Source organism: Actinomadura sp. NPDC048394 (assembly GCF_040651755.1).
GTDB classification, from domain to species: Bacteria; Actinomycetota; Actinomycetes; order Streptosporangiales; family Streptosporangiaceae; genus Spirillospora; species Spirillospora montaniterrae.
The window spans coordinates 189511-214850 of the sequence record NZ_JBEZJL010000003.1 but is presented as its reverse complement, the minus strand read 5'-3'; the positions used below and the strand labels follow the sequence as shown (position 1 = coordinate 214850).

General features: G+C 73.1%; 22 protein-coding genes and 1 riboswitch. Of the genes, 5 read left to right on the top strand and 17 right to left on the bottom strand.

Translation table 11 applies throughout. The features are described from left to right. Window positions 1–843: 843 nt before the first annotated feature. From AB0C78_RS03275 to AB0C78_RS03245, 7 genes are all read right to left on the bottom strand, one after another. The gene (locus AB0C78_RS03275; protein ID WP_360741097.1) at window positions 844–1434 is read right to left on the bottom strand and encodes a phospholipid scramblase-related protein; all 591 of its coding nucleotides are present in this window, start codon (window positions 1432–1434) and stop codon (window positions 844–846) included. A 403-nt stretch (window positions 1435–1837) separates the two neighbouring features. After that, window positions 1838–3466, bottom strand: a complete 1629-nt coding sequence (gene groL / locus AB0C78_RS03270; protein WP_151545341.1) for a chaperonin GroEL — start codon at window positions 3464–3466, stop codon at window positions 1838–1840. Between the two features lie 372 nt (window positions 3467–3838). After that, on the bottom strand, window positions 3839–3985 hold the full coding sequence (locus AB0C78_RS03265) for a hypothetical protein (RefSeq protein WP_360741094.1): 147 nt from the start codon (window positions 3983–3985) through the stop codon (window positions 3839–3841). 527 nt (window positions 3986–4512) lie between these two features. After that, window positions 4513–4713 carry a cold-shock protein gene (locus AB0C78_RS03260; protein WP_151545339.1) on the bottom strand — a complete coding sequence of 67 codons (201 nt, stop codon included), beginning with the start codon at window positions 4711–4713 and terminating at the stop codon, window positions 4513–4515. Between the two features lie 176 nt (window positions 4714–4889). Further along, window positions 4890–5168 carry a MoaD/ThiS family protein gene (locus AB0C78_RS03255; RefSeq protein WP_151545338.1) on the bottom strand — a complete coding sequence of 93 codons (279 nt, stop codon included), beginning with the start codon at window positions 5166–5168 and terminating at the stop codon, window positions 4890–4892. Between the two features lie 20 nt (window positions 5169–5188). After that, entirely contained in the window at window positions 5189–6433 is a 1245-nt protein-coding gene (gene thrC / locus AB0C78_RS03250; protein WP_360741091.1) for a threonine synthase, read from the bottom strand. A gap of 16 nt (window positions 6434–6449) precedes the next feature. Next, a riboswitch (SAM riboswitch) is annotated at window positions 6450–6591 on the bottom strand. 130 nt (window positions 6592–6721) lie between these two features. After that, window positions 6722–7669 (bottom strand): cation diffusion facilitator family transporter, encoded by a 948-nt coding sequence (locus AB0C78_RS03245; protein WP_360741089.1) that lies wholly within the window; start codon window positions 7667–7669, stop codon window positions 6722–6724. A 133-nt stretch (window positions 7670–7802) separates the two neighbouring features. Between AB0C78_RS03245 and AB0C78_RS03240 the strand changes: the two genes are divergently transcribed. Continuing rightward, the gene (locus tag AB0C78_RS03240; RefSeq protein WP_360741087.1) at window positions 7803–9236 is read left to right on the top strand and encodes a trehalose-6-phosphate synthase; all 1434 of its coding nucleotides are present in this window, start codon (window positions 7803–7805) and stop codon (window positions 9234–9236) included. Window positions 9237–9369: 133 nt separating this feature from the next. Here the strand turns inward: AB0C78_RS03240 and AB0C78_RS03235 are convergent, their stop codons facing one another. Together AB0C78_RS03235 and AB0C78_RS03230 are read right to left on the bottom strand one after the other, a co-directional pair. Then, window positions 9370–10392, bottom strand: coding sequence for a sulfotransferase (locus tag AB0C78_RS03235; protein ID WP_360741085.1), 1023 nt, complete (start codon window positions 10390–10392; stop codon window positions 9370–9372). A gap of 169 nt (window positions 10393–10561) precedes the next feature. Continuing rightward, window positions 10562–11113, bottom strand: a complete 552-nt coding sequence (locus AB0C78_RS03230) for an RNA polymerase sigma factor (protein WP_151545333.1) — start codon at window positions 11111–11113, stop codon at window positions 10562–10564. Window positions 11114–11124: 11 nt separating this feature from the next. Between AB0C78_RS03230 and AB0C78_RS03225 the strand changes: the two genes are divergently transcribed. After that, the gene (locus tag AB0C78_RS03225; RefSeq protein WP_360741082.1) at window positions 11125–13359 is read left to right on the top strand and encodes a serine/threonine-protein kinase; all 2235 of its coding nucleotides are present in this window, start codon (window positions 11125–11127) and stop codon (window positions 13357–13359) included. Here the strand turns inward: AB0C78_RS03225 and AB0C78_RS03220 are convergent. Next, window positions 13346–14164: a helix-turn-helix transcriptional regulator gene (locus AB0C78_RS03220; protein ID WP_360741080.1), complete on the bottom strand. Its 819-nt coding sequence runs from the start codon at window positions 14162–14164 to the stop codon at window positions 13346–13348. The genes AB0C78_RS03225 and AB0C78_RS03220 overlap by 14 nt on opposite strands. An 87-nt stretch (window positions 14165–14251) precedes the next feature. Between AB0C78_RS03220 and AB0C78_RS03215 the strand changes: the two genes are divergently transcribed. Continuing rightward, window positions 14252–15208 carry an LLM class flavin-dependent oxidoreductase gene (locus tag AB0C78_RS03215; protein ID WP_360741078.1) on the top strand — a complete coding sequence of 319 codons (957 nt, stop codon included), beginning with the start codon at window positions 14252–14254 and terminating at the stop codon, window positions 15206–15208. Window positions 15209–15315: 107 nt separating this feature from the next. Continuing rightward, window positions 15316–15918, top strand: coding sequence for a PadR family transcriptional regulator (locus AB0C78_RS03210; RefSeq protein WP_151545329.1), 603 nt, complete (start codon window positions 15316–15318; stop codon window positions 15916–15918). A 134-nt stretch (window positions 15919–16052) separates the two neighbouring features. Here the strand turns inward: AB0C78_RS03210 and AB0C78_RS03205 are convergent, their stop codons facing one another. The 3 genes from AB0C78_RS03205 to AB0C78_RS03195 all read right to left on the bottom strand — a co-directional run bounded on the left by AB0C78_RS03205 (window position 16053) and on the right by AB0C78_RS03195 (window position 19002). After that, window positions 16053–16916 (bottom strand): hypothetical protein, encoded by an 864-nt coding sequence (locus AB0C78_RS03205; protein ID WP_360741076.1) that lies wholly within the window; start codon window positions 16914–16916, stop codon window positions 16053–16055. Window positions 16917–17830: 914 nt separating this feature from the next. After that, the gene (gene otsB, locus AB0C78_RS03200; RefSeq protein WP_360741074.1) at window positions 17831–18658 is read right to left on the bottom strand and encodes a trehalose-phosphatase; all 828 of its coding nucleotides are present in this window, start codon (window positions 18656–18658) and stop codon (window positions 17831–17833) included. A 20-nt stretch (window positions 18659–18678) separates the two neighbouring features. Next, the gene (locus tag AB0C78_RS03195) at window positions 18679–19002 is read right to left on the bottom strand and encodes a DUF3263 domain-containing protein (RefSeq protein ID WP_360741109.1); all 324 of its coding nucleotides are present in this window, start codon (window positions 19000–19002) and stop codon (window positions 18679–18681) included. Window positions 19003–19469: 467 nt separating this feature from the next. Between AB0C78_RS03195 and AB0C78_RS03190 the strand changes: the two genes are divergently transcribed. Then, window positions 19470–20081 carry a MarR family transcriptional regulator gene (locus AB0C78_RS03190; protein WP_360741072.1) on the top strand — a complete coding sequence of 204 codons (612 nt, stop codon included), beginning with the start codon at window positions 19470–19472 and terminating at the stop codon, window positions 20079–20081. Between the two features lie 94 nt (window positions 20082–20175). Here the strand turns inward: AB0C78_RS03190 and AB0C78_RS03185 are convergent, their stop codons facing one another. The 4 genes from AB0C78_RS03185 to AB0C78_RS03170 form a co-directional block, all read right to left on the bottom strand. Beyond that, window positions 20176–20466: a hypothetical protein gene (locus AB0C78_RS03185; protein WP_360741070.1), complete on the bottom strand. Its 291-nt coding sequence runs from the start codon at window positions 20464–20466 to the stop codon at window positions 20176–20178. 122 nt (window positions 20467–20588) lie between these two features. Further along, complete coding sequence (locus AB0C78_RS03180) at window positions 20589–22985, bottom strand: S8 family serine peptidase (RefSeq protein ID WP_360741068.1); 2397 nt, start codon at window positions 22983–22985, stop codon at window positions 20589–20591. 292 nt (window positions 22986–23277) lie between these two features. Further along, window positions 23278–24951, bottom strand: coding sequence for a cation acetate symporter (locus AB0C78_RS03175; protein ID WP_360741066.1), 1674 nt, complete (start codon window positions 24949–24951; stop codon window positions 23278–23280). Beyond that, window positions 24951–25325, bottom strand: coding sequence for a DUF485 domain-containing protein (locus AB0C78_RS03170; protein ID WP_360741064.1), 375 nt, complete (start codon window positions 25323–25325; stop codon window positions 24951–24953). The genes AB0C78_RS03175 and AB0C78_RS03170 overlap by 1 nt, the downstream gene beginning before the upstream one ends. Window positions 25326–25340 lie beyond the last annotated feature (15 nt).

Below are 25340 nucleotides of genomic sequence, written 5' to 3'. Positions count from 1 at the left end.
TCCTGAGCCAGGATCAAACTCTCCATCAAGGTCCAAACGACCACCCCAGGGGGCGAACCCCGAAGCAGCCAAACCTCAGAAGAAAATCCCAGCAACGCGATCAAAGATCGCTTTGCCTCAAAGAAATCCCCACCACCTCCGAAGAGATGGCCACGGGGCGACCCGACCGAAACCGGCCGAGTCGATAAAGGCACTGGCTTTTAACACGCTGTTGAGTTCTCAAGAAACGGACACCCACCGTGCTGGATCCGCTTTCGCGTTTCCCGCCCCGGGGCGACTGTTCTTACTTTATCAGATCCGCTCGGAGTGTCAATTTCCGGGCTTTTCCGATTGCCTTTCCGGTCCGCTTGCGCGTCCCTTCCGGGCGGTGTTGCCATTTCATCAGATCCGGCCCGTTTTGCAAAATCGGGCCTTACCGACGCCATCACGGCACGGCTGACACGGCGAAGCCGCGTCGGCTGCTGAGTGGTGGTTTCCCCATCGGGCCGGCCGCCTTCCGGCGTCCCGCTCCCCTGTGGGGCGAAGTGAACAGTATGCCCACCGGACGCCGTCGTCAAACCGGCTCGCGGCCTCCGCTGCGGACGGTTCGGACGTCTCCGGCGCGGGCGCCCTCGACCGCGCCGCTCTGACCTTGAGGTTTGTCCCGGAAGGCCCGCTTCGAAAGGGGCATTCCACATCTTCCGTCCGGCCGAAAATTTCTTTGCCGACGTCCTGCGAGATGGCTTCGACGGGCCGGGATCGTCCGCCGATCTCGCAGGGGCCAGCCGCCGGCGATGAGGCCGGCCTGGCCCAGAACCGCCGCCGCCACGTCTCCGCGCGCGAGAGCGGGACCGGCGGCAGCGGTCAGGTGATGTCCTTCGACTCGTGCAGGTTCAGGTCCATGACGATCGCCGTCATCACCGCCATGGTGCGCAGCGGCTCCCGGACCGGGTCGAAGATCTCGACGTCGTACTTGTCCGCCGTGGTCAGCAGGTGGGTGGCGAGGCCCGCCCATTTCTTGCGGACGTGCGCGACCTTGCCGCCGTCGGTGTCCATCACCTCGAAGTTGTTGCGGGGCAGGTCCACGGCGATCGTGCCGAGCCTCCCGCCCTCCGCGTCCCTGAGGACGTACCGGCGGCCGACGCGCTCGGTGACGAACGAGCCGAAGAGCTCGCCCTTGGAGTCGTGCACCTCCGTCAGCTCCCGTCCCCGCCGCTTGTCCACGACGTAGAGCGGTTCGCCGCCGGGCGTGGTGAGCAGCACCACGTGGGCGTCGAGATTGGACTTGCCGGGGAAGAGCGTCCGCAGCGTCTCCGCGCGTCCCTTCTCGCCCGTCTCGCCGGCGACGGCCAGGACGGTGCCGTCGCCGTCGAGGACCCGGTACCTCGACTTGGCGAACGGGCCTCTGCGCGGCTGTTCCACCTTGAGCACCGGGGAGCTGAACACTTCGCTCACGCGTTCTCCTGCCTCATCGGCCGCTCACGCGGGCCGTCCGCCGAGTCCGTCGGCCGGCGCGCGGGACGCGCCGTCCAAGCGGCGATCCTGCCAACACCGGCCGCCGAGGGGAAGCCGTTCCGGACCGGCCGCGCGGGCGGGCATCGCCGGCGTCGCCGCTCACCTGCACGCCCGTCCTCCGATCGGCTCCGCGCGGAAAGCATCTCCTGGCGATCGGGAGACCGCGCCCCCGCTGTTCGAACGGCCGCGCCGGCGCCCGCGTTCCCGGACGGGCCGCGTCCACGCGCACACCCCCGGACACGCCAAAGGGGCGGTTCCCGAAGGAACCGCCCCTCGCGTCACCACACGATCGGAGGCCGCCGTCACGGCCGGCCGGACCCGATCGTCCGGGTCATGGGCTCGATCAGAAGTCCATGCCGCCGGCGTCGGGCATGCCGCCCGCCGGGGCCGGGTTCTTCTCGGGCTTCTCGGCGATGACGGCCTCGGTGGTCAGGAACAGCGCGGCGATCGACGAGGCGTTCTGCAGCGCGGACCGGGTCACCTTGGCCGGGTCGAGGATGCCCGACTCGAACATGTTGACGTACTCGCCGCTCGCGGCGTTCAGGCCCTCACCCGGGGTCAGGTTGCGGACCCGCTCCACCACGACGCCGCCCTCGAGGCCGGCGTTCACGGCGATCTGCTTCAGCGGCTCCTCCAGAGCGCGCTTGACGATGTTGGCACCGGTGGCCTCGTCGCCCGCGAGCTCCAGCTTGTCGAACGCCTTGGTGCCGGCCTGCAGCAGCGCGACGCCACCGCCGGGGACGATGCCCTCCTCGACCGCGGCCTTCGCGTTGCGGACGGCGTCCTCGATGCGGTGCTTGCGCTCCTTGAGCTCGACCTCCGTCGCGGCGCCGGCCTTGATGACCGCGACACCGCCCGCGAGCTTGGCCAGGCGCTCCTGGAGCTTCTCGCGGTCGTAGTCGGAGTCGGTGTTGTCGATCTCGGTGCGGATCTGGTTGACCCGGCCCGCGATCTCGTTGGCGTCACCGGCGCCGTCCACGATGGTGGTCTCGTCCTTGGTGATGACGACCTTGCGGGCGCGGCCCAGCATGTCGGTCGTGGTGTTCTCCAGCTTGAGACCCACGTCCTCGCTGATGACCTGGCCGCCGGTCAGCGTGGCGATGTCGCCGAGCATGGCCTTGCGGCGGTCGCCGAAGCCCGGGGCCTTCACGGCCACGGACTTGAAGATGCCGCGGATCTTGTTGACGACCAGGGTCGCCAGGGCCTCGCCCTCGACGTCCTCCGCGATGATCAGCAGCGGCTTGCCGGACTGCATGACGCCCTCGAGGACGGGCAGCAGGTCCTTGTTGGCCGACGCCTTGCCCTGAACGATCAGGATGTACGGGTCCTCGAGGACCGCCTCCATCCGCTCGGGGTCGGTCACGAAGTAGTGCGAGATGTAGCCCTTGTCGAAGCGCATGCCCTCGGTCAGCTCGAGCTCCAGACCGAAGGTCTGGCTCTCCTCGACCGTGATGACGCCTTCCTTGCCGACCTTGTCCATCGCCTCGGCGATCATCTCGCCGATCTGCGGGTCGCCCGCGGAGATGGACGCCGTGGAGGCGATCTGCTCCTTGGTCTCCACGTCCTTGGCCAGCTTGGACAGCTCCTCGCTGACCCGCTCGACCGCGGCCTCGATGCCGCGCTTCAGCGACATCGGGTTGGCGCCGGCGGCCACGTTGCGCAGGCCCTCGCGGACCAGCGCCTGGGCCAGGACGGTCGCCGTCGTCGTGCCGTCACCGGCTACGTCGTCGGTCTTCTTCGCCACTTCCTTGACGAGCTCGGCGCCGATCTTCTCCCAGGCGTCCTCGAGCTCGATCTCCTTGGCGATCGACACACCGTCGTTGGTGATCGTGGGGGCGCCCCACTTCTTCTCCAGCACGACGTTGCGGCCCTTGGGACCGAGGGTCACCTTCACGGCGTCGGCGAGCTGGTTCATGCCGCGCTCGAGGCCGCGCCGGGCCTCCTCGTCGAACGCGATCATCTTTGCAGCCATAGGCTCCTAGTCCTCCCGGAACAAGGTGGCTTAAAGGATCGAGCCGACGCCCGCGACGGACGGCCCCGCGCCCGGCGGCTGCCATTCCGCCACCGGACTGGGGCCTCGTCGCCCCGACCCAGACTGTGAAGCTGTCACTCTCCACAGTAGAGTGCCAACCGTTTTTTAGCACTCTACCCTGCCGAGTGCAAGCGCCGCACAGCCTCGCGGCACTCGTCTGCGCCGGGACGCCCGGAGCGGCTCTGACCTGCGGCGCGATACTCGGGCGATCTGTCGGACATGTGGTGTTGCGCCGTGCTGTGCCGGTCCGTGCCCCACTGTTCACGAAAAGCTCGGCCTTGGGTGAAGTGCGTTGTAGAGGGGAGGGTGGGGTCACTTCCGTCGCAGGTAGAGCAGACCGTTGAGGGCCGCGAAGGACAGCAGGGCGATAGCGAGCATGGGCCAGGGGTAGTCCGGCAGCAGGATCGGCTTCAGGAGCACGAGGCACAGGAGCCCGGCCAGGACGAGGACCCCGCGCAAGGCGAATTGGCTTCTCGCCGAGGCGGTCGGGGCGAGGCGTCGGCGAGCGGCGCGGATCTCCCGGAAGGCGTTGCGCGGTGCGGGCGAGACCGGGAAGCCCGCGGCCTGCAGCGCGGGAAGGATGGCGGAGGCCTCGGAGGTCCAGAAGACCAGGACCTGACCGTCGCGGGTTTCGATGCCGATCCCTCTGCTGAGCAGCGAGGCCGAGCAGGGAAAAGGCGGCCACCACGTCGGCCGGGGTCAGGTGGAACCGATTGCGAACGGCGGCCAGGACGATTCCGGAATGGCTCAGCCTCAGCGAGGCCAATGGCCAGGTGGCGTTCAACCGCCCGAACGCCATGGACGGGACGTTGGCCCCGCCGCGCCAGGTCGTGGACGGAACACCGGGTCCGCCCTGCCACGTCATCGACTGTTCCATGAGCCTCACCCCTGCGTCATGGATCACTGGGGCGGGACAGCGGTCCGGGTACCGAAAGCCGGACCTTGATCGTATCCCCGTGCCCCCGGCGCGAACAGGCGGGGACGGGTCAGAGCGGGCGGACGGCGTCGGCCTGGGGGCCGCGGTCGCTCTGGGTGATCTCGAACTCGACGCGCTGGCCCTGCTCGAGGGTGCGATAGCCGTCCATCTGGATCGCCGAATGGTGGACGAAGACGTCACGGCCCCCGTCGACCGCGATGAAGCCGTACCCCTTGTCGGCGTTGAACCACTTGACCGTGCCCTGCGCCATTCCCAGCCCCGCCGTCCGAGCGTGCCCGGCCCCCGCCCCTGCCACCGCGGGAACCCGGACCAGCCGCGTCGTCACGGCGCTGGGCCGCGGCGGGGTCGACTCGGCATGATCGGAGTCGACCCTACCCGGCGGGTACGGCGGTGCCCCGGGGGCGGGGGCGGGATGGCCGGTGGCGGTCAGCCGCCGGCGACGGCGGGGATGATCGAGATCTGGGTGCCCGCGGGGGTCGCGGTGTCCAGGCCCTCGGCGAACCGGACGTCCTCGTCGCCGACGTAGACGTTCACGAACCGGCGGATCTTGCCGGCGTCGTCGAGGATGCGGGCCGCGATGCCGGTGTAGCTGGCCTCCAGGTCGGCGACCACGGCGCGCAGGGTGTCGCCCTCGGCCTTCACTTCGGCCTCGCCGCCGGTGTAGGTCCGCAGGATCGTCGGGATGCGGACGGACACGCTGCTCATCTGCTGGCTCCTTCTTGTTCTCAGGCGAGGCCGGCGGCGCGGAACGCCTCCAGCGTCGGCGCGATGTTCGCACTGGGCTTGGCGACGGGCGCGACGGCGTCGAGGGTCTTCAGCCCGTCACCGGAGTTGATGATCACGGTCTCGGCGGACGGGTCGAGGGTGCCCGCCTCGACGAGCTTGCGCAGGCAGCCGACGGTGACGCCGCCGGCGGTCTCGCCGAAGATGCCCTCGGTGCGGGCGAGCAGCCGGATGCCGTCGACGACCTGCTCGTCGGTGACGTCCTCGACGGCGCCGCCGGTGCGGCGCGTCACGTCGAGGACGTAGGGGCCGTCGGCGGGGTTGCCGATCGCCAGGGACTTGGCGATGGTGTCGGGCTTGACCGGCCGGACGACGTCGTGGCCCGCCTTGAACGCGGCGGAGACGGGGTCGCAGCCGGCGGCCTGCGCGCCGAACACCCGGTACGGCTTGTCCTCGACGAGGCCGAGCTTGATCAGCTCCTGGAACGCCTTGTCGATCTTGGTGAGCTGGGAGCCGGACGCGACCGGCACCACGATCTGGTCGGGCAGCCGCCAGCCGAGCTGCTCGGCGATCTCGTAGCCGAGCGTCTTGGAGCCCTCGGCGTAGTACGGGCGGACGTTGACGTTGACGAACGCCCAGTCGTCCTGCTCGCCGGCGATCTCGGACGCGAGCCGGTTCACGTCGTCGTAGTTGCCGTCGACGGTGACGAACGTCCCGCCGTACACGGCCGTCGTGATGATCTTCTGGGACTCGAGGTTCGACGGGACGAACACGGCGCTGCGGATCCCGGCGCGGGCCGCCGCGGCGGCGACCGCGTTGGCGAGGTTGCCGGTGGACGGGCAGGCCAGCACCTTGAAGCCGAGTTCGCGGGCGGCGGCGAGCGCGACCGCGACGACGCGGTCCTTGAACGAGTGGGTCGGGTTGCCGCTGTCGTCCTTCACCCACAGCCGCTGCAGGCCGAGGCTCTCGGCGAGGTTGTCGGCGCGGACGAGCCGGGTCAGGCCGGGCTCGGTGTTGGGGGTGTCGGCGACGGTCGACGGGACGGGCAGCAGCCCGCGGTAGCGCCAGATGTTGCGCGGACCGGACTCGATGTCGGCCCGGGTGATCCCGCCGAAGTCGTAGGCGATCTCCAGCGGGCCGAAACACTCCTCGCACGCGTAGAAGGGGCCGAGATCGCGCTTGGAGCCGCATTCGCGGCAGACGAGGGCGGTAGCGGGTCCGAGGTCCGTGGCAGGCGTGAATGCCATGAGGGCGAGGCCTTTCTCCCCATCTTCCCTGCGCCACCTTGGTCGCAGGCCGGAGTTGGCACCATCTCCCGGCCGGCCTCGCAGGATCGCGAGCGCGCCATAGCCGGGTGGTTGCCGGGGCTTCGCAGGGCCGGTCCCTCCACCCCTCTGGATGAGCGGTATTCAGTTGTCGAGGTCGCACGCTGTAGAGAACGAGCGCTTTGAACTCGTATGCGAACTTTACATGACGTGACCGGATGGCAGACAGGTGGGTCCGCCCTGTGAGACGTTACCCGGGCGTGGTCTTGATCACGCGGGCTCGTCGGCGGCGGGCCGGGCGGGGGCGCGCTGGGTGGGGTCGAGGAAGACGTGCCGGACGATCGGGACGCGCTCCTTGAGCCGCCGGTCGATCTCGCCGGCGACGTCCTCGGCCTGGTCGGCGCTGATGGCGTCGGAGAAGTTGACGCGGGCGGCGACGAGCAGCTCGTCCGGGCCGAAGTGCATGGTGAGCAGGTCGTCGACGCCGGTCACGCCGGGCGCCCCGGCGATCTCGGCGCGGATCTCGGCCTGCGCGGCGGGGTCGGCGGCGCGGCCGATGATCAGGCCCTTGCTGTCGCGGCCGAGCACGAACGCGACGACGACGAGCAGCAGCCCGATCAGCACGGACGCGAGGCCGTCCCAGAACTGCGAGCCGGTGAGCTGCCGCAGCACGAGCCCGGCGGCGGCGAACGCGAGGCCGATCATCGCGGCGGTGTCCTCGAACAGCGCGGCCTTGAAGGTGACGTCGGGCGACCGGCGGACGTGGTCGACGATGTCGCGGCCGTTCTCGCGGGTCTCGCGGCGCGCCTGCGTGAACGCGCGGACCCAGGACGTGCCCTCCAGCAGCGCGCCGAGGGCGAGGACGCCGTAGGCGAGCCACACGTCGCCTTCGGAGCCGCCGTGCCCGGTCATCGTGAGGATGCCCTCGAAGATGGAGAAGCCGCCGCCGGCGACGAAGATGCCGAACGCGGCGAGCAGCGACCAGAAGTAGCGCTCGTTGCCGTAGCCGAAGGGGTGGCGCCGGTCGGGCGGGCGGGCGCTGCGGCGCAGCGAGGTGAACAGGAAGCCCTGGTTGAGGGTGTCGGCGACGGAGTGGGCGCCCTCGGCGAGCATCGCGCTCGATCCGGCGAGCATCCCGGCGATCAGCTTGGCGATGGCGAGGATGAGGTTCGCCGCCCCGGCGACGAGGACGGTCTTGGTCGTCTCGGCCCGGCTCATTCCGTCCGGGTACCCGTCGCGAATCCCCCTAACCACGGCGCTTTAGGTACGGATGCCTACCCGCCGGGCGGTGCCGAAGTATTCCCCCTGGGCCACTTTGAAGCACCCCCGTCACAACTGAGACCCTTCCCGTATGAGCCAAGTGGTGGTGGCGTCGAACCGCGGGCCCGTGTCGTTCTCGCTGTCCGACGACGGCGCGCTGGAGATGCGGCGGGGAGGCGGCGGCCTCGTGTCGGGCCTCGCCGGCGTGGCGTCCGGGCAGGACGTGCTGTGGGTGTGCGCGAGCCTCGGCGAGGCCGACCGGACGGCGGCGCGGCGCGCCCCGGACGGGCGGATCGACCTCGCCGGGCACGACACCGGCGGTGCGGCGGTCCGGATGCTGGACATCCCGGCGGCGACGTTCCACCGGGCGTACAACGCGGTCGCGAACTCGACGCTGTGGTTCGTCCACCACCTGCTGTACGACACCCCGCGCAGCCCGCACTTCGATGCGCGCGCGCGGCGCGACTGGCAGTCGTACGAGGCGTACAACGCGGCGTTCGCCGACGCGCTGGCGCGGGACGCGGCGCCGGGCGCGAAGGCGGCGATCCAGGACTACCACCTGTCGCTGGCGCCGCGGATGCTGCGGGAGCGACGTCCCGACCTCAGGATCGTGCATTTCTCGCACACGCCGTGGGCGCCGCCGGAGTACTTCCGGCTGCTCCCGGACGACATCGGTGCGCAGGTCCTATCGGGCATCCTCGGCGCGGACCACGCGGGGTTCCTCACCGAACGCTGGGCTTCGGCGTTCCTCGACTGCTGCGAAGTGGTGCTCGGCGCGCGCGTCGACCGCGCGGCCCGCACCGTCACGTGCGGTGGGCGAACGACGCATGTGGGCGTCCACGGCCTCGGCGTCGACGGGACGGCGCTGCGGGAGCGCGCCGCACAGCAAGACGTGGCGGAGCGGGCGCGCGCGCTGCGCGAGCAGGTGGGCGACCGCCAGCTCATCGTCCGCATCGACCGGACGGAGCTGTCGAAGAACATCGTGCGGGGGCTCGCCGCGTACCGGGAGATGCTCGCCAACCATCCGGAGTGGCACGGGCGCGTGGTGCACCTCGCGTTCGCGTACCCATCGCGCTACGACCTGCCGGAGTACCGGGAGTACACGGCTGCCGTGCAGCGGATGGCCAAGCAGATCGCCGAGGAGTTCGGCACCGCGACATGGGAGCCACTGATCCTGCAGGTCAACGACGACTATCCGCGGTCGCTCGCCGCGTACGGGCTCGCGGACGTGCTGCTGGTGAACCCGATCCGGGACGGGATGAACCTCGTCGCGAAGGAGGGGCCCGTCCTGTCCGAGCGGGGCTGCGCGCTCGTGCTGTCGCGCGAGGCGGGCGCCGCGGCGGAGTTGTCGGACGACGCGCTCGTGGTGAACCCGTACGACGTCTCGCAGACCGCGGAGGCGCTGCACCAGGGTCTACTGATGCCCCGCGACCAGCGGGCCGAGCGCTGCGCGCGGCTCGTGTCCGCCGCGACGGCGCTCCCGCCCCAGCGCTGGTTCGCCGACCAGCTCGCAGCCCTCGACTAGCGCTCCCGCTCAACCTCTCACCCAGCGCTGCAGCGCCCCGCCGCAGCGCCCCGCCGCAGCGCCCCGCCGCAGCGCCCCGCCGCAGCGCCCCGCGCCAGTGCCTAAGCCGCAGCGCCCGGCCGCAGCGCCCCGCCTAGCGCGCCACGGGGTCGTCGATGGGCGCGAGGCGGCAGTCGACGGGGCTCGGCTCGTGCCGGCGCTGCCAGCGTTCGCGGAGGTCGGCCTTGCTGTGCGCCATGCGGCGGTGCGCGGCGGTCCGGGCGAAGCGGGCGAGCCGGGCGGCGGGGGGCTTGGGCAGGCCGCTGGGCTCGTAGCCGTACGCGGCGAGCCGGTCGCCGAACGCGGCCTCGGCGAGGCTGATCTCCCAGGCGTCCAGCCGCTGCGCCCACGACCCGATGCGGGTGGACGTGACGGCGTCGCGGGTGAGGCCGTGCCACGTCTTCTGCGGCGGGACGATGCGCTGCGCGAGGGACTGCGGCGCGGTCATCGCCGGGTGGTAGTCCTCGCCGAGGAACTCGCACAGCCGGGACAGCTCGTCGCCGGGGTCGGCGACGAGCCGCTCGTACTGCAGCTCGTAGAAGGCGTCCGGGCCGAGACGGGCCGCGAGCCGGTGGCCGGTGTCGATCGCCTCGCGCCAGACGGAGATGGCGTGGTTGAGGTCCTGGCCGTACCAGGGCATCTCCTTGAGGGACGCGACGCAGTCCCGGCCGTCGCGGACGAGGTGGACGAACTGCGCGTCCGGGAACATCCGCAGCAGCGCGCCGGCGTGCCGGATGTAGCTCGGCCGCTTGTCGCCCCACCTCGACTTGCCGTGCAGCCGGGCGTACGCGCGGAAGACGACGGCGATCGCGGACCCGAGGGTCGGCGGCCCCGCGACGATCTCCTCGGCGACCGCGCGGGCGTCCAGGCCGAGGTCGCCGAACCGGGTCGCCGGCCGGGCGGTCAGCCAGTCGGCGAGGGCGCGCCTGTTCCGGCTGTCCGTGAGGTCACCGAACTGTGCCCGCGCCGCATAGGCCGGGAGCACGAACCGCGTCTCGGTCGGGAGCGCGATGCGGGGATGCGAGTGCAGCATGAGCCGCAGCAGCGTCGTCCCGGAGCGCGGGCAGCCGAACACGAAGATCGGGCGTTCGGACGGGGACTCGAGGCCGGATGACATGCACCGCATGGTGGCGGAGCGGAGGCCGCGGGACCCGGCGACTGAACGCACGGTTGCCGCCCGATTACCGATGCTTGACGGCGCCGACCTGCGGAAGCCGAGGCGACCGGGCGGTCGTGGCGAGCGCCCCGGCGGCCGGTTGCGGGCCGTGGCCGGCGCGCGCCGGCGGTCAGGTGTAGGACTCGCCGAGCGTCTGCCGCACCTGCTTGCGGGCCTCGTGGATGCGCGACTTCACCGTGCCGAGCGGCAGCTTCAGCTGCTCGGCGATCTCCGCGTACTCCAGCTGCGAGACGTCCCGGAGCACGAGCGCCTGGATGAGGTCCGGCTTGCGGGCCTCCAGGTCCTCCATGGCGTCGAGGATGTCGACGCGGGAGCCCGCGATGACGCTGGTGCGGCGCGGGTCGGGGCGCTGCTGCGGCAGCTCGCCGGCCTGCTCGACCGACCGGCGCTTCAGCGACCGGTAGGTGGAGCGGGCCGAGTTCGCGACCACCACGTGCAGCCACGTGCTGAACCGCGACCGCCCCTCGAACCGGTGGATGTTCCGCGCGACCTGCAGCAACGCGTCCTGGCAGGCCTCCTCGGCGTCCTGCCGGCAGGGCAGGAACCGGGCGGCGTGCCGCAGCACGTCCGGTTCGATCTTGCGCAGCAGCTCGTTGAGGGCAGCCTGATCACCCTGGGCGGCCTTGACTGCCAGCTCTTCGGTCCGCTCATCGAATGCCATGCCGTGCCTCAATGCTCGTTCGCACACTCACCCCGTTTGTTGGGCATGATACGGGAGTGTCCTTCCCACCTACTGTCGGCCGTTACCGAATCGATCGCGTCCTCGGATCCGGGGCGTTCGCCTCTGTGTGGCTCGGGCACGACGACGCGCTGGCCTCCCAGGTCGCCATAAAAGTCCTGTCCGGGAGCCTCCTGGACGACCTCGACGTGCGCAATCGCTTCCTCGAGGAGGCGCGCATCCTGCGCCGCGCCGACTCCGAGCGGCTGGTGCGCGTGCACGACATCGGGGAGCTTCCGGACGGACGACCCTACTTCGTGATGTCGTACGCCGACCGCGGAACGCTCGCGGACCGGATGCGCGAACGGCCACTTCCGGTCACCGAGGCGGTCGCGATGGCCGAGGAGATCGCCTACGGCGTCGAGGTGATCAACACGCTGGGCGTGATCCACCGCGACCTGAAGCCGTCGAACGTGCTGTTCCAGTCGACGCCGGACGGCGGCGAGAAGCTGCTGATCGCCGACCTCGGGCTGGCGAAGGCGCTGGCGCACGCGTCGGGGGCGTTCACGCTGCCGGTCGGCACCCCCGGCTACATGTCGCCGGAGCAGGCGCGGTTCGGCGGCGGCCTCGACGTGCGGGCCGACGTGTACGGGCTGGGCGCGCTGACGTACCACATGCTGACCGGGCGGGCCCCGGGCCCGGCGCCGGTGAAGTCGCCGCCGAGCGAGCTGCGCGAGGGGCTGTCGCCGGCGTTCGACCAGGTCGTGCTGCGGGCGCTGGAGGTGGAGCGGGAGAAGCGGTGGCCGACGGCGGAGGCGTTCGCCGAGGCGCTGTCGACGCTGCGGCCGACGACCGCGCCGAGTTCGTCCGCGGCGGGTCCGTCAGGGGCGGGCGCTGCGGGCGCGGGCGCTGCGGCGTCGTACGCGCCGCCCGCGCCGCGCATCGAGCCGGACGCGACCGTCCAGGACTTCTACCACGAGGGCGCGCGGCAGGACCGTCCGCCCGCGCCCGTGCAGCCGCCCGGGCCGGGCCAGACGATGGCCGCGGGCCAGGGGCCGTCCCCGCAGCCGAACGCGCCGCAGGAGCTGCGGACGCGGCTCGACCAGCCGCAGGACGACGACGTCCGCACCTCCGAGATGCAGCTGCCCCCGGGCGCGGGCCCGGTGCCGGTGCCGGGCGCCGGCGAGCAGACGATCATGGACGAGCCGGCCGGGCGCGGCGACCCGCACGGGCGCGCCGAGCAGCCGACCTCGCCCGACGACGACCGGACGAGGGCGTTCGGGCCCGCGTCGTACCCGTCGGCGCAGCAGCCGCCACCGCCGGTCCCGGCCGGGCCGCAGGGCGGCGACAACAAGACGGCCGTGTTCCCGACGCAGCCCCCGCCCCAGCAGGGGGCTCCGCAGGGCCCGATCCAGGGGCCACCCCAAGGGTCGCCTCAGGGCGCGCCGATGGGGCCGCCCGGGCAAGGGCAGTTCGGCCCGCCGCCCACCGGCTTCCAGCCGCCGCCCGGTCCGGGAGGCCAGGGGCAGAAGCAGGGCAAGTCCGGCGGCCTGCTCGGCAAGCTCAAGGGCGGCGGTGGCGGCGCGGGACGTCCGGCGGGCCCCGGCGGGACGGGAGGCGGCGGCGCGCCCCGCAAGCTCGTCACGCCGCTGATCATCACCGCGGTGGTGCTCGCGCTCGCGCTGGTCGTCGGGCTGACCCTCGGCATGCTGTCCGGCGGCGGGGGCGGGGGCGGCGGGAAGAAGAGCAAGGACAAGACGGCGAAGGTGCCGAAGGACTTCGTCGCGGTCGCCGACGCGTCCGGCAAGATCAAGACGGCGGTGCCGAAGACCTGGCCGAAGCAGCAGGAGCAGACCTGGGTGCCGACGACCGTGCACCTGACCGACGCCGGGCCGCGCCCGGTGCTGCGCGCGACGCCGAACCTGCAGCAGTTCCTCGGGAACGGGACGGGGCCGGGCGTGTTCATCGGCCTGACCACCGACGTGCAGCCGGGCCACCTGCCGCCGCCGACCGCGTCCGTGCACCCGCAGTGCACCAAGGGCGCGCCGGAGAACTACACCAGCCCGGACGGGGCGCTGACCGGGACGATCACGCGGTTCACCGCCTGCAAGAGCGGAACGCCGTCGGTCACCGAGGTCGGCCTCAAGGACAAGGCGGGCAAGTTCGGGCTGTGGATCCGGGTCAAGGAGACCGACAACCGCAACGCGACCAAGGACATCCTGGACAACCTGAAGGTCACCGGCCCCTGACCGCGAAAGGCCCGGCGGCGAGCGGACCGTCACCGGGCCGGCGGGCGGCGCGCTTCGCCAGGATCGCCGCGGACGCCTCGTCCACCGGGAGGAACGCCTCCAGCCGCAGCTCGGCGACGGTGACGTCGGTGGCGGTCGCGAACGTGGTCATCGTCGTCATGAGCCGCAGCTCGCCGTCCGGGGTCCGCAGCTCCAGCGGGACGGCGAAGCCGAGCGCGCCGGGCGGGCCGGTGCGCGGGCCGACGTACCCGGTCAGTTCGCCGTGCAGGGCGGCGAGGCGGTCGTCGGGGTCGCGGTCGACCGCGTTGCGCAGGCCGTCCAGGACGTGCCGCGCCCAGTCCGCGAAGTTGGCGACGCGCGGCGCGAGGCCGTCCGGGTGCAGGGCGATCCGGTACGCGTTGACGGGCGGTTCGAGCAGCTCCGGCGCCATGCCCTCGGTGAGCACGCCGAACGCGGCGTTGGCGGTGACGAGGTCGCCGTGCCGGTCGATGACGATCGCCGGGTACGGCATGTGCGCGGCGAGGACGTGCTCGATCGCCGTGCGGATGGGGGCGAGGGCGGCGTCGTCCAGGGACGTCCGCGGGTAGACGGGCGCGTAGCCGGCGGCGGTGAGCAGGTCGTTGCGGTCGCGCAGCGGGAGTTCGAGCGATTCCGCCAGCCGGACGACCATGGCCCGTCCCGGTTCGGAGCGGCCGCTCTCCAGGAAGCTGACGTGCCGCTGCGTCGTCCCGGCGCGCAAGGCGAGTTCGAGCTGGCTGAGACGGCGGTGGCGGCGGCGCTCGCGTAGCGCCTGAGGGAAGCTCACAGGAGCAGTTGTAGCCGCGGCATCGACGTCCGCGCCATTCCCTGCGGGGAATTGCCGCCGCTCGGTGGGCTTCGCAGGATGCGGCCTATGAACAGCAACGACATCCGTATCGGCGTCCTCATCCCCATAGGCAAGGCCCAGTGGGGCGGGGCGGATCCGCGCGACCTCATCGGTTTCGCCGCGCGTGCCGAACGTCTCGGGTTCGATTCCCTGTGGGTCAACGACGGCATCACCGAGTCGCGTATAGAGGCGCTGAGCATGCTGGCCGCCGCCGCGTCCGTGACGGAGCGCGTCACGCTCGGGACGGCGGCTCTTATGCCGGTGCTCCGCCGTCCCGTACAGGTGGCCCAGACGCTCGCGTCCATCGACCTGCTGTCACAAGGGCGCCTTACGGTGACGGTCGGTGCGGGCTTCCCGGGTCGTTTCGGCAAGCCGATGTACGCCGCGTCCCAGGTCCCCTGGGAGAAGCGCTTCGCACGGCTGGACGAGACGGTCGCGCTATGGCGGCAGCTGTGGCACGAGCCCGAGAGCAAGGCGTTCCACGGTGAACTGCTCCACTTCGACGATCTGCCCACCATGACGTCACCGTTCCGCAAGGACGGCCCGCCGATCTGGTTGGCCGGCATCACGCCGACCGCTCTGTCCCGTACCGGACGCCTGTACGACGGGTGGCTCCCCTACCCACCCGACCCTGCGGACTACAAGGCCGCCTTGGCGGACGTCCAGCACGCCGCGGAAGAGCACGGGCGGGCGCCCGATGCCGTGACTCCGGCTCTCTTCGCGTCCGTGCTCATCGAGGACGACCCCGGCGCCCGGCAGCGGACGCTGGAGCGGTTCGCCACGTCCAACTACGGGCTGCCGCTGGACGAGGTGCGGAAGATCCAGGCCGTGGCCGCGGGCGGCGCCGACGAGGTCGCGGCGCGGCTCGCGGAGTACACGGCGGCGGGCGCCCGGCATCTCGTGCTGCGGCTCGGCACGACCGGTCTCGGAGCGATCGACGAGCAGCTCGAGAAGGTCGCCGAACTCCTGCCCCGCCTGCGCTGAGGGCCGCCGCCGGAGCCGGGTGTTGCATCGCGAGCGATTCCGATATATCGTTAATGCATCGCAACCGATCACAACCGTGTGATCGGCTCAACCCTAAGGAGACAGCGATGCATGGACACACGATGAGAAGGCGCGGCCCCGGCGGACCCGAAGGGCGCGCGCGGCGCGGCGATCCGTTCGGCCCGTGGGGCCCCGGCGGCCCGGGATTCGGCCCGGGCGGCCCCGGTTTCGGTCCCGGCCACCACGGCCGCGGGCGCGGCCGGCGCACCCGCCGCGGCAACGTACGGGCCGCGCTGCTCGCCCTGCTCGCCGAGCGGGCGATGCACGGCTACGAGATGATCCAGGAACTCGACGAGCGCACCGGCGGCGTCTGGCGGCCGAGCCCCGGCTCGGTCTACCCGACCCTGCAGATGCTCGAGGACGAGGGCCTGGTCACCAGCCAGGAGGAGGGCGGCAAGCGGCTGTTCTCCCTCACCGACACCGGCCGCGAGCAGGCGGCGGCGCAGACCACCGCCCCCTGGGACGAGGTCACCGAGGCCGCGGGCGCGAACGTCCTGCGCGAGCGGGAGGCGTTCGGCCAGCTCCTCGGCGCCATGAAACAGGTCATGGCAGTCGGCAGCGACGCCCAGAAGGCGCGCGCGCTGGACGTCATCAACGACGCCCGCCGCCGCATCTACGGGATCCTCGCCGATGACCCCGAGGCCGAGTAGCCACCCTCAAGGGTCCGCGCCCGAGGGTGCTCTAACCCCGCGGCCGCGCGCCCCCAGGCAAGCCATCGGCCGACGACGCCGTGACCGTCCGGACAGCCCGGACGGTCACGGCGTTCGCGTGTCTGCGGCTCCGGCTACTTTCCGCCGCTGGGGAACGGCACCTGCTTGGCGAGCTGGTCGGCCATGTACAGCTGCTTCCACACGTACAGGCCCATGTCCGCCTTCGTCAGCCGCCGCGCGACCGGCACGTCCACCGTCGCGCGGACCAGGTAGGACGCGCCCGGCGACATGTACTTGTCGCCGCCGTCCCCGGGGATGAGGTCGCCGCCCGCGAGCCGCCGCACGACCTGGCTCTGCGTCGGCGGCGTGCACATGTCCTCCGGGACGCCCGCCTGCGGCATGCACCGCCCCTGCGCCGCCTTCGTGACGAGCGCGCGCTTGAGGAAGATGTCGCCCGGGAAGTCCAGCAGCACCTTGTGGTCGGTCAGGTTCGTCAGCACGTACTCGATGTAGGCGAACGACGTCCCGGACGGCGGCGACGACTGGAAGGTCGTCACCACGCCGTCGTCGCTGACGCCGCCGCCGACCGCCGCGAGCCGGTACTTCGACCCGTCGGCCGTGCCGACCTCGATGGGCGTCCCGGTGCGCGGCATCTTCCCCTGGCCGCCGGTCGGCCGCTGCTCGGCCGAGTTGGGCGCCGGCCCCTCGCCGCCGCCGGCCTTGTCGTCGCCGGAGCGCGGCAACAGCACCAGCCCCGCCGCGACCGCCGCCGCCAGCACGAGCACACCGCCCGCGATGAGGCCGCCGCGGCGCCCGCCGCGCTTGCGGTTGCGCTCCTGCCGGTCGAGAGCCCGCGACCCGAGCCGCACCTGGACGCCGCTCGTCTCCCGCGAGCCCATCGGACCGGCGGCGGACGCGTCCTCGGCCGGCTCGCCGCGCCTCGGGACGTCGCGCGCCGCGAAGTCGTCCTGCGCCGCCGGAACCCCGGACCAGGCCATGTCGCCCTGCGCGACAGGCTGCCGACCCGGCCCCTGCGCCCCGCCCCGCACATGTGGCACGGCGCCCTGCGGCCCCGTCTGCGAACCCGGAACGGCGTGCTGCGGGCCGGTCTGGTGGCGAGGCACGGCTGCCTGCGGTCCGGTGTGCGCCCCAGGCACGGCGCCCTGCGGACCGGTCTGCTGGCGCGGCACAGCCGCCTGCGGGCCGGTCTGCGCGCGCGGCACCGCGGCTTGGGGGCCGGTGTGCGAACCGGGCACGGCGGCCTGCGGGCCCGTCTGATGGCGCGGCACGGCAGCCTGTGGCCCGGTCTGCGCACGCGGCACCACCGTTTGGGGGCCGGTGTGCGCTCCAGGCACCGCGGCCTGCGGACCCGTCTGGTGGCGCGGCACAGCCGCCTGGGGGCCGGTCTGCGCGCGCGGCACTGCGACTTGGGGGCCGGTGTGCGAACCGGGCACGGCGGCCTGCGGGCCCGTGTGCGCGCGCGGCTCGGGGACCGGGCCCCACGCGTGCGGCGGCGTGCCGGTACCAGGCGCCCCGCCGGGGCCGGCGTACGGCGGCCCGGCGGGCGCCGGGGCGTGCATGATCGGACGCGCCGGGGCGCCGGGCGGGATCGGCGCGCCGCCGGGCCCCGCCGGTGAGGCTCCCGGATGCACCGGCGTGCCCTGCGCCGGGGTCGCCGCCGGGGAGGGGAAACCGCGCGGGGGCGTGTTCCTGATGTCGCCTGGACGGCGCGGGATGCCCGGATCCGTGTCCACCGTCCCAACCTCCCGTGTCCCTCGCGTGGCCGCCCGATGACCACACATACCGCAATCCACCATATTTTGGCGCAATTAGACGCCTGGTCCACGGGTGCCACAAGAGTCACGCGAGATGCGACAAATCTGGTTACGGCACTTGTCACTCCGACGTGGAATCAGCCGTCGAGCAGCGTCCCGAGCAGCTCGACGACCCCGTCGGGACCGTCCACGACCAGGTCGGCGCGGTCGGCGAGCTCGGTCACCTCGTTGGAACCGCTGCACACCGCGACGCCCGGAACGCCCTCCGCGCGCAGCGCGTCCACCGCGTCGAACGCCGCCAGGTCGCCGAGGTCGTCGCCGGCGAACAGCACCGCGGACGGGGGGCCGCCCCGCTTCTCGGCGAACGCGTCGGCGAGCGAGCGCAGCGCCCGCCCCTTGTCCACGCCCGGTGGACGCAGCTCCAGCACGTACCGGCCGGGCTCGACGGCGAGCCCGGTGCGCTCGGCGAGCGCCGCGATGATGCTGCGCAGCCGGTCGAGCGAGACCTGCGGCTCGGCGCAGCGCCGCGTGTGCACGACGAGCGCGTGCGCCTTGTCCTCGACGAACGTCCCGGGCGGCGCGCCCGCCGCCTCCAGCACGCCGGGCAGCTTCGCGCGCGCCTCGGCGATGCCGGGCGGCGGGTCCGGCTCGGTGAGCACGCCGGACTCCCAGCGTTCCAGCCCGTACTGGCCGAGCACGACGAGCCCGTCGACGCCCTCGAAGCCGCCGTACTCCACGGCCACGCGAGCGGGCCGGCCGGTGATGATCGCGAGCGCGCCCACCCGCGGGGCCAGCCGGGCCAGCGCCGGCGCGGCCCCCGGGTGGGCCCGGGCCGCGGCGGGGTCGTCCACGATCGGCGCGAGGGTGCCGTCGAAGTCGAAGCCGAGCACGGCCCGGGAGGGGTCGGTACGGATCGCGTCCAGGCCGTCGGCGCCGACGGCCGTCACAGAGCGGGGAGAGTTCACGCCGACCTATGGTGGTCGACTCAGGGCCGGATGCCGAGCCGCCGCGCGGCGCGCTGCCGCTGCCGCTGCGACCGCAGCCGGCGCAGCCGCTTGACCAGCATCGGGTCGCACTCCAGCGCCTCGGGCCGGTCGATGAGGATGTTCAGGAGCTGGTAGTACCGTGTCGCCGACATGTCGAAGTGCTCGCGGATGGCCTGCTCCTTGGCTCCGGCGTACTTCCACCACTGCCGCTCGAAGGACAGGATGCGGCGGTCGCGCTCGGAGAGCCGGTCGGCCGGGAAGGCGGCGGCGTCCTCGACGCCGTCCTCGCCGGTCTCGGATGGGTCGGTGGGCTGGTCGGTCACGCGTTTCAGGGCTGAGCCGTCGTCCGTGCCGCCGTCCTGGGGAGGGACGTCGCCGGGGACGTCGCCGGGGGCGTTCGCCGCTCGCATCAGGTCCCCTCTGTGGTCACTGATCCCGGGTCGTCCGGGTTCGGCCGGTGCCATGCTACGCGTCCGGGCCGACATCGTCCGGCGGTTCCGGCGGAACGCGCGCCGGTCGTCCGGTGCACCACATCCCCGTTCACCTGGGGATCTCCATTGTCCCGCGTCCCACCGCCCACGGCGGGCACATCGGTCGCCGCAGTCCCGGATTCGGCCCGAACGGCTGGGATAAAGGGCGCATAAAGAACATATGCACCGTACAGCCGTTAGAGTTGAAGGCGCACCGTCCGCTGTCCCGCGGTGACAGGAAATTGAACGGGAGACCCTTGCATGGCGACGGACACGCCCCGCCACGAGACCGCAGGCTGGACAACGGTCCGAGGCGCCCGGTGAACGGCGACCGGCCGGACCCCGTCCTCGCCGCCATCGGCGCCGCGCTGTTCCACCTGCGCCGGGTCTGGATCAAGCCCGACATGATGAAGCGGATCCGCGCGCGGACCGCCGGCCCGTCCGGCGGGCGGCCGCTGCAGATCTCCAACCTGATGGTGGTGAACGCCGTCGCCGCGCTCACCGACGAGCCGCCGGCCGAGCCCGCCGCCGAGCGCGGCGCCGGGCCGGACGCGGGCTGCGGCGACGCGCCCGGCGACGCGGAGGTGAGCTGCGAGATCACCGTCGGCGCCGTCGCGGACCGGCTGGAGATCGACCCGTCCACCGCGAGCCGACTCGTCGGGCACGCGATCGACGCGGGCCTGGTGTCCCGGCGCCCCTCCCCCGTCGACGCGCGCCGCGCCAACCTCGGGCTGACCGACGCCGGCCGCCGCGTCAAGCAGGTCGCCGACCGCTACCGCCGCGCCTACTACCACGGGCTGATGAACGACTGGACGGACGCCGAGCGCGCCGAGTTCGCCCGGCTGCTCACCCGCTTCGCCGACGCCGCCGCCCGCGACCCGATGGACCCGGACGGCATCGACAAGATCTTCGAAGAGGCCGGCCTGGAGTAGCCCGGCGCTCCGCCGGCTCGGCTCGCGGCGAGTCGCCGTCCCGGCGGGCCGGACGGCGGCGACCCGCCGCGAGCGACCGCGTGTTCACGGCGGGTCAGCCGCCGTTGCGGAGCGTGGACTGGCGCATCAGGTACTCGTCCTCGTCGATCTCGCCGCGGGCGAACCGCTCGGCGAGCAGCGCCTGCGCCTTCGCCATCGGGTCGGACGCGGCCGCGGCGGCCGCGCCCGCCGCCGACATCCGGCGCCGGACCAGGTAGAAGCCGGTGCCGAGCACGGCGAGCCAGAACAGCCCGAACATGATCGGGAAGATGGGCCAGTAGCCGGGGGCGCCGCCGCCGTCGTGCCACGGGCCGGGGTGCGTCGCGAGCGTCGTCAACATGGTCATCGACCTTCCTGTGAGCGGATGGTTCGATGCTGCGCGACGGGTTCGGGGGTGCGAATCGGACGGCGGGAGGCTCCTGCGCTACGCCCGCCGGAGTACGGCCCCGGCCCTGCCCGGGGCGCTGGTCACCACCAGGGCGGACGGTAGTCGTCGTCCTCGTTGGAGGAGTAGGGGCGGCGCGCCTGGTGGCCGCGGGCGTCGTCGTCCGCCGGGCCGCCGGGCGGTCCCGGCGGTGCGGGCGGGGACGGCGGGACGGGCGGGGGCGCCGGGAAGCCGCCGGCGTCGTCCACCGGAGGTACGGCGTCCACCGGAGGTACGGCGGAGGACGGCGGCGCCGCGGGCGGCAGCGGATCGGGCGGGGTGAGATCCTGCGGGGCGGGGTCCTGCGGGGCGGCGGGGAACTCGGGTTCGGGCAGGCCGGATCCTTCGAGGGCGCTGCGCCGGAACCGCTCCCATTCCTCGTCGTCGAGGCCGGGCGCGTCGTCGTCGGGCGCGGCGGCGCCCGACCCGTTCGCCGCCGAGCCGCCCGAGCCGCCCGAGCCGCCCGCGCCGGTGCCGTTCATCGCGTCCCGGCCGTTCGTGAAGTCGTGCCCGTTGCGCGGGTCGTGCCCGTTGTGGCCGTTGGCGGCGTGGCGTCCGGCGCCGTGGTCGTGGCCGTTCGCGGGACGGTCCTCGCGCAGGTGCCGCCCGTTCGGGGAGAACCCCTCGACGGGGCCTGGGAGCGCCCCGTTCGGCCCGCCGACGGGGAACTCGCCGACCGGGAACTCGCCCGGCACGAACGGGCGCAGCTCGCTCGCCATGACGGGAGGCTGCCGCGGCCCGGGCGGGGTGCCACCTTCCGGCGGCGCGCCGGTCTCCCAGGGCGACTCGTCCCACTGGTCCGGGGGAAGCGCGTGCTCCGGGACGTACGGCTCGGCCTCGGCCACCGGTTCCGGGACGGGCCGCCCCGCCACGGTCTCCGGGTCACCGGCGGGCGGCGGCAGGCCGGGACCGGTGTAGGGATGCGAGCTCTGGAACGGCGCGGTGTGGACGGGGGCGATCGGCGGCACCGCGCCCGGCGCGCCCGGCGGGACGGCCCCCGGCGACGGCCTCGCGGCGGGCTCGGCGGGCGGCGCGCCGGGCAGCCGGTAGCCGGGCGTCGGGTCGTCGTCGTCCGGCTCGCCGTCGCCGAACGGCTCGTCGCCGATCGGCAGGGCGCCGTCCTCGTCGCCGGGGCGGCGCCGCTGCCGCCAGCCGAGGACCAGCCCGACGATCACCAGCACGCCGCCGCCGCCGAGCACCAGCGGGAGCAGCACGCCGGAGTCCGCGGCCGGGGAGTCGGCGGCGGGGGACGGCGTGGCGGACGGCGCCGGCGCCGCCTCGACCGGCCCCTTCGACGTCTTGTTCAGCGTGTTCGCGGCGACGAGCGCGCGGACGGCGTCGACCGACCCCGCGCAGGTCGCCGAGCCGGTCGGGTGCCCGCGCCGGGCGGGCGAGCCCTTGATCAGTGCCTGCCGGACCTCGTCCGGGCTGAGCTTGGGGTAGCGGGAGCGGATCAGCGCGGCGACCCCGGCGACCATCGCGGACGAGGCGCTGGTGCCCGTCCCGACGACGTAGCCGTTGCTGGCGTCGGCGCTGACGATGTCGACGCCGGGCGCGCACACGCTCGCGTGCGAGTTGCGGTTGCTGTCCTTCCACAGGTGCAGCTTGCGGTCGAGCGCGCCGACCGCGATCACGCCGGGGTAGGCGGCGGGGAAGTTCTTGCGGTCGGCGCCGGAGCCGTCGTTGCCGGCCGACGCGATCAGCACGACGCCCTTGCTCAGCGCGTACTTGATCGCGTTCTCCTGGGCGGGGTTGCCGTTGTAGGACTGGCGGCCGCCGCCGAGGGACATGTTGATGATGCCGGCGCCGTGGTCGACCGCGTACCGGATGCCCTGCGCGACGGCGTCGCGGGCGCCGGTGGTGGCCGAGGTGTCGGTCTTGCGCAGCGGGTCGTTGTTCTCCAGCGTCACCCGGACGGACAGGATCCTGCTCTGCGGCGCGACGCCGAGCATGCCCTGGGCGAGGCCGGGCCCGTGGCCGTGACCGGCGATGATGCTGGCCATGGACGTCCCGTGCAGGCCCCAGTAGCGGCTGCCGGGACTGCGCGCGCCGCTGGTCAGGTCGGGGCCGGTGACGACGCGGCCGGTGAGGTCGGGGTGGCCCTTGTCGACGCCGGTGTCGAGGACGGCGACCGTGACGTTGGCGCCCTTGGAGTAGTGCCAGGCCTTCTGGGCGCGGAGCACGGTCAGGTGCCATTCGCGGGCGCGGATCTGATCGGTCGCGGTGCGCATGGCCGCGCCGGCGGCGGCGCCGCGCACGGAACGCGGCGCGCTGTCGGCCTCGTCGCGGACGAGCGCCGCGGGGACGGCCACCGCGGCGGCGAGGGTGAGCACGGTGAGCGCCGCGGTGGTCCGGGCGCCGGCCCGCGCCGTCGGGCGCAGCCGGGCGATGCGCGGGCGCAGGGCCGCGATGCCGGGGCGGAGTGCGGAGCGCAGGCGCACGGCCGGACGGTCGCGCGGGGCACGGCGCCGACCGGCATGGGACACGCCGCCGCACCTCCCCTCGGCCGTCCGCCGTGGTCCACGGCGCGATCTGACATTCTGCCACGCGATGTGCCGGGCGCCGGGGCGCGCGGCACATTCGGGGACGGTCCGGGACGGCGCGTCACCGCGCGTCCCGGAGCCGCCACCAGCCGTCCCTTACCGGCGGGTAACCGGGGTCCGAACGGAATGGTAGCCCGCCCGCGCCGGCGCGTCGCCGGCACCTCGGCGGCGGGCGCGGCGGGCGCCCGGCTCAGTGCGAGCCGGCACCCGTCAGCGCCCGCACCGACATGTCGTCGTACAGCGCCCGGTCGGCCTTCTCCCGGCCGAGGAACGTCCCCGCGACGGCGCACGCGAACCCGATCGGGATCGACACGATGCCGGGGTTCTCCAGCGGGAACAGGTGGAAGTCGACGCCCTTGGGGAACAGCGCCTGGTTCTCGCCGGTGACCGGGTCGACCTTCCCCGACACGACCGGCGAGAAGAACACCAGCACCAGCGAGCTGATCAGCCCGCCGTAGATCCCCGCGGTCACCCCGGCCGAGTTGAACCGCCGCCAGAACAGCGTCAGCACGATCGCCGGGAGGTTCGACGCCGCCGCGATCGCGAACGCCAGCGCCACGAGGAACGCCACGTTCAGGTTCCGCGCGACCACCGCGAGCACGATCGCCAGCGAGCCGACCAGGAACGAGGCGAACCGCGCGACCGCGACCTCCTGCGACTCGCGCGGCCGGCCGAGCATCAGCACCTGCCCGAAGTAGTCGTGCGCGAGCGACGTCGACGAGGCCAGCACCAGCCCGGACACCACGGCGAGGATCGTCGCGAACGCCACCGCGCCGATGAACGCGAGGAGGATGTCGCCGCCGACCCGCCCGCCGAGGTGGCGGCCGAGCTCCTGCGCGAGCTGCGGCGCGGCGGTGTTGCCGGACGGGTCCTGCGCGACGATCGCGTTCCGCCCGACGAGCGCCGCCGCGCCGAACCCGAGCGCCAGCGTCATCAGGTAGAACACGCCGACGAGGCCGATCGCCCAGGACACCGACGTCCGCGCGGCCTTCGCGTCGGGGACGGCGAAGAAGCGGGTGACGATGTGCGGCAGGCCGGCCGTGCCGAGCAGCAGCGCGATCGCCAGGCTGATGAAGTCGAGCTTGTTGACGATCGTCTGGTAGGCGTCGCCGGGCACGTCCTTGCCGTACCGCAGGCCGGGGCGCAGGAACGCCTCGCCCTTCCCGCTGGCGTGCGCGGCGGACCCGAGCATCGAGCCGAGGTCGAAGCCGAACCGGGCGAGCACCAGCCCGGTCAGCACCAGCGCCCCCGCCATCAGCAGCACCGCCTTGATGATCTGCACCCAGGTGGTCGCCTTCATCCCGCCGAACATCACGTAGCAGATCATCAGCGCGCCGACCACGACGATCGTGGCGGTCCGGGCGGCGCCGGCGGACATGCCGAGGAACTCCCGGCCGCGGTGGATGCCGAGCAGCAGCGACACCAGCGCGCCCGCCCCGACCATCTGCGCGAGCAGGTAGAACACCGAGACGGTCACGGTCGACACGACCGCGGCGCGGCGCACCGGCGGCTGCCGCCGCACCCGGTGCGCCAGCACGTCCGCCATGGTGAACCGTCCGGCGTTGCGCATCAGCTCGACCAGCAGCAGGGTCAGCAGCCACGCCACCAGGAAGCCGATCGAGTAGAGGAACCCGTCGTATCCGGACAGGGCGATGAGGCCCGCGATGCCGAGGAACGACGCCGCCGACATGTAGTCGCCGGCCAGCGCGATCCCGTTCTGCGCGCCGTTGAACGTCCGCCCGCCCGCGTAGAAGTCGTCGGCGCCGCTGGTGTTGGCGCGCGCCCACACCGTGATGCCGAGGGTGATGAGGACGAAGGCCACGAACAGCGTGCACGTCAGGGCCCGTCCGTCGAGCGCGGGCATCAGCGGGTCACCCCGTCTCCGGCGTCCCGGGACCGCAGGTCCTCGGCGAGCGGGTCCAGCCGCCGCCGCGCGTACGCGACGTAGGCCCACGCCAGCAGGAACGTCGACGCGAACTGCAGCAGCCCGAGCAGCAGCGCCACGTTGACGTGCCCGGCGACCGGCCGCGCCATGAACCCCCGCGCGAACGCCGACAGCGCGACGTACGCCCCGTACCACCCGGAGAAGACGGCCGTGACGCCCGCGGCGGCCACCAGGAACCTCTTCCTGAGCTGCACGAATTCCGGGTCTTCCGCGAGCGGCGCGTAGCGGCCGGGAGGGCCGGTCCTCCCCCGCCTTCCGATCCCGTCCCGCGACACCTTCGAGTCCCCGACCATAGTCCCCCCTAGACC